The following is an 8281-nucleotide window of genomic DNA, read 5'->3' as shown; positions in this document are numbered from 1 at the left end:
TTGAGCTTCGCTGACAGAAAATAGATGATGAGCATTGCACAAAGCAGCGCAAGGTATCTTCCGGCGATTATGAGAATGAGATAACCTTTTATGGAAACATCAAAATTTGAAAGCGACTCTATTGAGCAGGCAGGTGCGTTTATCCCCCTTGTGCCGTATGCGTTCAGCACGTTGTAAAAGTACGGCGCATAGGTCAGTGCGAAAATCATCGTCACAATGACAACGCCTATGCCGAACTTGCAGAGAAATGTGTCCTCTCTGCCTCTTGCGGAGGTTTTCAGCAGAACGTTCGCACCTGTCTGATACTCGGCGGCATAGACATAGGTAAGGCAAAGTATCACCATTGTCATTGCCGTCAGACCCAGCGTTAAGTCCTTGTTTCCTGCGGTTTCGCCGCCTGTCAGCAGCTTGTAGCCGCTGTCATAAACGAACTGCCCATCCTCTGTTGTCTGCAAATATTCGGCGTGCTGTTTCACCTCGTCAAAGGCGTACTGCGGAGCAAGTATATCCTGATACTTCATCATTATGAAAACACCGTCACCATCTGAATTTGCCATTTCCTCCGACATTTTCATCTGCGCGTCGGCAAATTTCTGCGCCTCAGCGTCTATCATTTTCTGCTTTTCGGCGGTGTACTCGCCCTCAAATTTCAACATATACTGCTTGTAATAAACCTCGTCCGCTGATGAAAAGCTCTCGCTGATAGGAGAATATGAAACTGCGGTGATGACAGCAAATGCTATCAAAATCAGCAGAGCCTTGCCGCCGATAAAGACCTTGTAGCACTCTTGCAAAAAGAGATTTGTTGTCCTGCCTTTGAAAATACTGAACTTTGCAAGGCTGAATTTTCTTGTACGGCTTTTAATAACCCTTTGCTTTGAAAAAATCAGCACGGAGAGTATGGACAATATGAGCAGCAATACTATCGCCGAGCCGACAAACACAGCCATATAGTTCACAGGTTTTCCAAAAATATTGAGGTTCAGATAGCTCGCGAAGAGGTCTTTTGTGTTGGCGTATGCAAGAATATTAATGTATTTTAGCGGACAAAGATAGCTTGTGCTCGGTATGGTGTAGTAGAGCACGGCTTCCGCCGCTATGGTAATTATCAGTATGCCGTAGACCTTTACAGCGGTGTTTGATACCACAGTAACAAGGTAGATCATCGCCGCAAATACGCAGTAAACCGCAAGTTTTGCCGCAAGGAAAAGTGCAAAGTATTGCAGTACGGATATTTTCAAGTTACTGCCGTTAAACTCGTATACCGACTGTATCTGCCTTGACAGGTCGCCGAAACCATATGTAATATATGAAACTGCAAAATTTACTCCGTAAAGCAACATTTCCGCCACAATCGCCGCCGCAAAACAGGTGAAAATCTTTGTGATACCAAGGGGCATTCTGCCTTTGTATGTTGTTCTTGAAAGTGTTATCTGGTCAAGCTCTTTTTCACGGGTGACTATGGTCATCACCACGGTCATTATCATCAGCATTGCGATAAGGTCGGTGGCGAGGAAACCTGTTGCCATTGAAATACCCTTTGAGGGTGCGGCGGTGAGCTTTGAGCCTTTGAGGTAGGCGAAGTCCGCAGGCGTTTGTGCGATATTTTTGTAGCTGAAACTATCGGGGTCGGCGAAAAGCGAAATGCCCGTCATTTTTCGCGCGGTGCTGTCGATATTTTCAAGGTAGCTGTCGTAATTTTCGCAGGCGGCGACCTCCTCGTAAATGCGGTCGGTCAGCTCTATCTCGGAGTAAATATCGTCGGTAAATTCTAGGTAGCTCTTCGTCTTGTAGCTCTTCAAAAGCTCCTCAGCATTGCAGTTTTCCTGCGAAATATCCTCACCGAATGACAGCCTTTGTATCAATTCAAGCTCCGACTTTTTTTGTGAAATTCGCTCAAAAGCAACGTGAGTGTCAAGCCCTTCGAGGGTCTGATAAGCGGCTTTGTACTGCTCAGGGGTGTATTCCAGCGTCTGTTTTGTTTCGTTTATATACAGCAAAACGCCGTTGAGGAGCAGCAGAACGGCGAAAATTGCAATAGTTGTGCGTTTGCAGAACGCTTTTATCAGTTCGTTTACGAAGATCATTAGCTCGCCCCCTCAATCGAAATAGTAGAGGTAGAGGTCCTCAAGGTCGGGCTTGCAGGTTTTGCATTCGTAAGTTGGCGGCTGTTCGCTGATAACACGGACGTAGATATTTTTCTCGTCCTTTGAGATATTTCCCACCTTGTATTTTGCGGAAATTTCGTCCAGCATACTCTCGTCGGCGGTTATCTCGAACACTTTGCCGTCGATCTTTTCGCAGAGGATATGAGGCGCACCGCTGTCGATTATCTCGCCCCTTTTCATCAGCAGGACTTCTTTTGCGATAAACTCGATATCCGAAACAACGTGGGTTGCGATTATGACTATCTTGTCGAAAGCTATTTGTGCCACCAGATTTCTTATACGGATACGCTCCTTCGGGTCAAGACCTGCGGTAGGCTCGTCGAGGATAATGACTTTCGGTTCGCCGAGCATAGCCTGTGCGATGAGGGCACGCTGTTTCATACCGCCCGAAAAGCCGCCGAGGCGTTTGTTTCGGCTGTCCTGCAAGTTGACAAGGTTGATTAGCTTTTCTATCTGCGGCTTTGCGTCAGCTTTTTTCATGCCTTTGAGGGCAGCCATATAGTAGAGAAAACGCTCCAGCGTAAAGTTTGGATAAATCCCTTGTTGTTGGGGCATAAAGCCGAGAATTTTGCGGAAGTCGGCGTCCATTGTGCTTGTTTCAACGCCGTCAAATTTCACCGAGCCGGAAGTTGGTTTCAGATTGTCGGTGATGATATTCATAAGGGTGGATTTGCCTGCACCGTTCGGTCCAAGCAGACCGTATACTCCCGCCGTGAAGTCGTAGGTGAAGTTTTCAAGTGCGGTGAAATTGCCGTATTGTTTGGTGAGGTTTGTTAGGGTGAGAGTCATGTTGTTTTCTCCGGTTTTATTCTTTATCAAATTTTCCATGCTGCTCGTTCAGCTCGTTTAAAACCTCGTCTATTCCTGCGGCTTTCAGCTGTTCATTTGCTGCGAACAAGGCTTCGTCAAGGCTTTGATATTCGCCGTAATCGCCGTAGAACAGACCGTAAAAATCGTCATAGACCGCCGCCGTTTTCTCCAATTTTTCGGCAAGATCGTCGGATACCTCCAAACCGTAAAACGGAGATACCTCGGAATGCTCCCAGCATATCGCAATATCCTCCCGCTTGCTTTGATTGTCCTGCGAATTGCTTTCGGCGATAATGGAATTAGTCATTGTCGCGGCGACGTCGTAAAACGGCAGAGCGTTCTTGTTCGGGTACTTTTCGCCGTCCTTGACCGCATAATTTCGTCCCTCTGCGCCGTTGTAAATTATGTTCGCAAGCTCTTCGTCCGTGTTCAGCAGAGCGAGCAGTTCAAACGCCGTTTCCTTGTTCTTGCTAGAGGACGATATCCCCACGACTCCGTTCAGTTCCTCCTGCTGCAAATATCCGCTTGAAACGATTTTCGACGAATCATAATAAAGCGGCATTGCCGGCGACAGGCTGCAAATATAAGCGTCGTTCGCAATATCGACGTTGTTTGATATATATCCATTTTGCGAATATTCATATACGGTCTTGAGATATTTCAAGGCTTTTTCATTCTCGAAAATATTTTCCGCCAGTCCCGTTTCGGCGTTGATATACACGCCCTTGTATCTGCAAAATCCCGCCATCTCATAATACAGTTCGCAGGTGCTGTCGAGCAGCAGACCACGTTTCCCCTCGTCCGCAAGGCTTTGCAGATACGGCTCGAGATCTTCTAGGCTTTGGATATCGTCTGTATTTACCCCGTATTCGTTGCAAACATCGCCGTTAAGCAACAATACCAGCGGCTGAGCAAGCGTATAGTCGGTGGTTTTTCCGTATATCATACCGTCGGCACAGGTCGTCTGCTTCCAGACTATGCCGTCGAACCCGTCGTAAAACGCTTTTCCGCTGTCGGTCTGAAAATAATCGTTCAAAGGTTCTAGATAACCCCTTTCTACAAACAGATTAAAGGTATCTCCGTAACCGCCCAGCGCGCTCATGCCCAGCCCCGTGTTGACTATATCGACCTGCTCGTTATTTTTGAGCATACTTTCGTAAACGTCCATGTTTGGGTACAGCTCGCCCGTTTTGAAATCAAACTCGCCGTTCATTACAAAATCAACGTAAAAGTCATATCCGTTTTTATCCAGATACTCGTTCACAGTGTTTTCAATGTAAATTTCATCGTATATTCTCGGGTCGTCGTCAGTAGTTGTAAAGGTCGTATCGTAGTTTGTAAGATATACGATCTTTGTTTTATTTTCATAAGTGAGGGATTCTGCCGTTTCAACGTCAAAACGCGAAAATCCGAACTTGTCAAAGCCGTAACCGTAATCCTTTTCTTCGGCTGATGAAGTACCTGAGCTTACTTCCGAGCCGGTCTTGTTTGCATTATCGGAGCACGCTGTTAGACCGAGCATGACCAGCGAGATCAGGCAGGCTAAATATTCTTTCTTACCCATTGCTCATTCCCCTCTTACTGCTCAAATTTAAAATCGGCATTTTCAAATTTCAGACTCCAAAAGTCCTCGTCGGAGAGCAGTCCGAAGCTGTCGCGTTCGGAGTCCTGATAGTGTATCAAATGCCCGTTTGACGTGTGTCCCAGAACCGATACGTAAACATCGCCGTCAAATTCGGTCGTAAGGTCTTTTCCGTCCGACGTATCGAACACTCCTGCACTGCGTATCTCGCTTTTGCCGTCCGCAGTACTGTACATATAAAACACCCTGTTTCCGATCATGCAGACATCGCTGACATAGCCGTCCCGTTTAAACAAAACCTCTGTCCCACCGCCGTCGAGATCATAGGAGCAGACCTGCGAATGGGAATCGTCATCGTCGGAAACGACATAAAGCATTTTACCGCCGTTGCACTGCCAGACGTTGACGGAATCTTCCATTTCAAGTACCGTCATCCTCTCCGAGCCGTCGATATCATAGCATTCGACAGCGGAATGAACGCTGTTTTCGGAATATTCGCTGTGCTGGAAATATATCTTGTTTTTGTACAGCAAAAGACTCTTCTTACCGATCACGGTTTCGTTTGCAGTGCCGATGTCCATATATTTTTCAAAAGAAAAATCGGAAAGGTCAACCGAACAGAGCGAATAATTCTCCCGCAATCCAACACTGTCGGTATCGTTCATTTCAAATTCCGAGCCGACAAAGAACAGTCTGCCGCCGTCAAGCACAGGATTAACCATGGTGCAAAGCGACAGTTCCGCGGTAAACGCAAGCTTTCTGTTCATGCCGTCGGTATCGGCGGTATAAATAAGAAACTCGTTCAGCTCGCCCGTGCATATCGAGTATAGCGTATCGTTATAAAGAAAAGCATAGTTATAAAAGTACCCCTCTTTTGGAGCGACAGCCGAGCATTTTGTATCGGCGTTTTCTGCAGCGGTCTGATGCTTACAATCGGGCTGTGTGCAGAAAATCTCATAGCTGTTGGTTTTCAAATCCCAGAGGTAAAGTCTGCCGTCGTTTTCCCTGAAAGCGTAGCTGTCGGAAACGGTTATATTCGCCCCGAATTCGACGGGTTCGTTTACATTTGCGTCCGAGGTCTTATCCGGCTGTTTTCCGCATGATGGCAGAAGCAGGGCAGCGGCGGTCATGGTCATTACGATCAATGCTTTAATTTTCATTTCGGTTATCTCCATATTCTATAGAATAATACCGCACGGAAATATCACTATATGTCAGTGCGGCATTATTTTTTAGAATTATCCGTTATACCAAGTAACCTGTATATACAGTAGCGTTGTTTAATTTATGTGTTATTGTCGCACTTTTAAACGTTCCGCCGGAAGGTGTGGAGCAGGTTGTGCTAACGCCTCTTGTATAGCTGTTGCCGCTACCTGTGTTAAGTGTATTTCCGCTCTTTGTATAGTAAAGCACGATGTTAACTCCTACCGTTTTTTTCGATCCGTCCTTTGTTGATGTTGAAGCATAGACGCTGCTTGAGGAACTCTTGTAAGCAGTGCAATACGCTCCGTTTTTTTCGAGATCAGTATATGCGCTCGCACCCATAGCCGAAATCGAAGCCATCATCATTACGGCAGCACCCATAGCTGCTATCTTCTTAACCATTTTTGTCATTTTAAATACCTCCATTGTCTTAATATATTAGTATCACAAACGATCTACTTTGTTGCAAATCATTTTAAACTTTGTATGTTCGCACAAATGTTATTGTACATTTTTGTGTATTTTATCTCTGCATTGGAAACACCTTACCCCTCCTAATTAAACCGATTATTAAACGATTCTGTGGTTATCTATTACTTCTTTTCTTTCTTAAATTTAGGTTCTTTAGGTTGATATGCTCCCCAATGTGATGCAGAACCACAGGCTGCCTTTGCCATATGTCCAACAAGCGCCTTGACTGATTTTGCTACAGCAACTTTAATTTTCATAAGAAATCCCCCCTTTTCATAAATCTTGCGTATATTATAAATATTGAAACTAAGGCTAAAGTCAGCAGAATTATTAGCCCTAGGTCTACACCTTTTATAATTAATACGATGCTTATTGCAGATAGCACTACTGATAAAACGGTAGAAATAATTTTATAGACAGTTCTATTTTCTATCGGTTTATTCTTGTTCTCAATCGGTGCCAATAAAACAATGGTTACTACTTGAAAAATAGCAATTAATATAATTGACTTTAAAGAAATATGTCTTATTATTTTAAATATCAACAACAATATAACAAAAGATATTGAGGTCACTAAATTACATTTAATATATGTATTTGCATGATATCCCCCAGTAAATGATCTCATTATAATGAACACTGCCAAAAACATTGTGCTCTCAAAAGTATAATTTGTTACTATACCTATGATAGATATTAAGGCTATATTAATTAATGATGATAATGTAATTTCTATTCCGTATCTGTAAAATTCTATTTCTTCTGTATCCTTAGAAATTACATTATTCTTGATCATAAAATTCAAAATTATCGATACTAATCTCTTCATTACTTCCACCAAGTCTTTTATTTACTATAATATACAAGTTATTTACAATCAAGTCAAGCAATTTGGCGTGACGTGTAAGTTTTTGTCGTGAAATACAAAAAGAGAACTGTCCACCATATAAAAACCGGCGTAACAGCTCCCTTTTTCGTTATAAATTTAATTTGTTTCTCTCAATTTGCTATGACTTAAATTTGCCAATACAAAGAGATTTTAACGTTTTACAGTAAAGTTGATTTTAACGTTATCAAACATGTGAACACTTTATCCGATTCGTAAAATTCACATCTTCCCTGATATTTTTCTGCAATCTCTCGTATTATTTTAATTCCCCACCCATGCTTATGAACATTTAATTTTGTTGTTTTAAGGCTCGGATTTCTTTTTAAAACAGACTCATTTATTGCATTTCTGACTACTATTCTATATATGTCCATTGTTTTACTGATGTCAAGGTTAATGAACCTTTCTGACTCGTCAGTTATTTTTTCACTAGCCGTTATAGCATTGTCAAGCGTATTGCTTAAAATATGAAGCATATCAATATCATCTATACCATCAAAGCTCTTAATGCAGCTGCAATTTGTTCTGATTCCTTCTGTCGCTGCGACTGCAAACTTAGAATTTATAATAGCATTTACAATATAATTGTCTGTATTTACAAAGCTTTCACTGATTGATATAACGTTAACATATTTCTCTATGTACTTCATTGATTCATCTGCGTGTCCTTGAGCTATCATTGTATATACAGCGGACAACTGATCTTTCAAATCATGCCTAATCTTTCTTATCGAATCATATTGCTGACTTGCATTCTCTATATATTGGTGACTGTATTGCTCTTGGATCTTTAAAAGTTCCAGTTCTTTTTTCTGATTATTTTTCACAGAAATAGAATCAATCATATAAAAGATTATAATGTTAACTGCAACTATCGTTAAAATCAATAAGTTTATATAGAGTCTCTGCGTTGAATCAATAGCTATCAAATGAAGTAAGAACATCATAATAATGGATATTGCAAGTATTAATATAATAGCGATCCACTCAACTGCATTAAAGTTCTCAGAAGTCGTTGCCAATAATTTCAGCATCAACTTTACTGAAATAAAGAATAATGCCTGTGCAAAAATCAATACCGTAAAACGAGCAAATCCGGATTCCGTAACTATTTCTTTTATTGACATTGAATTTACTGATGAAACAAAATTAAGCGTA

Annotated in this window: 8 protein-coding genes; all 8 read right to left on the bottom strand. The window is 42.3% G+C overall.

Annotation, left to right across the window (positions count from 1 at the left end):
* Nucleotides 1–2087: hypothetical protein (locus tag AB5123_RS13425; protein ID WP_368364945.1), on the bottom strand; the 2087-nt coding region annotated here is incomplete at its 3' end.
* 12 nt (nucleotides 2088–2099) lie between these two features.
* Complete coding sequence (locus tag AB5123_RS13420; protein WP_337671048.1) at nucleotides 2100–2987, bottom strand: ABC transporter ATP-binding protein; 888 nt, start codon at nucleotides 2985–2987, stop codon at nucleotides 2100–2102.
* Nucleotides 2974–4542 carry a hypothetical protein gene (locus tag AB5123_RS13415; protein WP_038671832.1) on the bottom strand — a complete coding sequence of 523 codons (1569 nt, stop codon included), beginning with the start codon at nucleotides 4540–4542 and terminating at the stop codon, nucleotides 2974–2976. The genes AB5123_RS13420 and AB5123_RS13415 overlap by 14 nt, the downstream gene beginning before the upstream one ends.
* 14 nt (nucleotides 4543–4556) lie before the next feature.
* Nucleotides 4557–5720: a hypothetical protein gene (locus AB5123_RS13410; protein WP_038671830.1), complete on the bottom strand. Its 1164-nt coding sequence runs from the start codon at nucleotides 5718–5720 to the stop codon at nucleotides 4557–4559.
* 85 nt (nucleotides 5721–5805) lie between these two features.
* Nucleotides 5806–6174: a hypothetical protein gene (locus AB5123_RS13405; RefSeq protein ID WP_117859724.1), complete on the bottom strand. Its 369-nt coding sequence runs from the start codon at nucleotides 6172–6174 to the stop codon at nucleotides 5806–5808.
* Nucleotides 6175–6356: 182 nt separating this feature from the next.
* Nucleotides 6357–6491 (bottom strand): AgrD family cyclic lactone autoinducer peptide, encoded by a 135-nt coding sequence (locus AB5123_RS13400; protein ID WP_117859725.1) that lies wholly within the window; start codon nucleotides 6489–6491, stop codon nucleotides 6357–6359.
* Nucleotides 6488–7063 (bottom strand): accessory gene regulator ArgB-like protein, encoded by a 576-nt coding sequence (locus AB5123_RS13395; RefSeq protein WP_117859726.1) that lies wholly within the window; start codon nucleotides 7061–7063, stop codon nucleotides 6488–6490. The genes AB5123_RS13400 and AB5123_RS13395 overlap by 4 nt, the downstream gene beginning before the upstream one ends.
* 218 nt (nucleotides 7064–7281) lie before the next feature.
* Nucleotides 7282–8281: sensor histidine kinase (locus AB5123_RS13390; RefSeq protein WP_368364944.1), on the bottom strand; the 1000-nt coding region annotated here is incomplete at its 5' end.

Origin of the sequence: Ruminococcus sp. RTP21204st1_B2_RTP21204_210225, assembly GCF_040914135.1 — a bacterium.
Lineage (GTDB): Bacteria > Bacillota > Clostridia > Oscillospirales > Ruminococcaceae > Hominimerdicola > Hominimerdicola aceti.
This window is presented reverse-complemented; position numbering and strand designations above follow the sequence as displayed.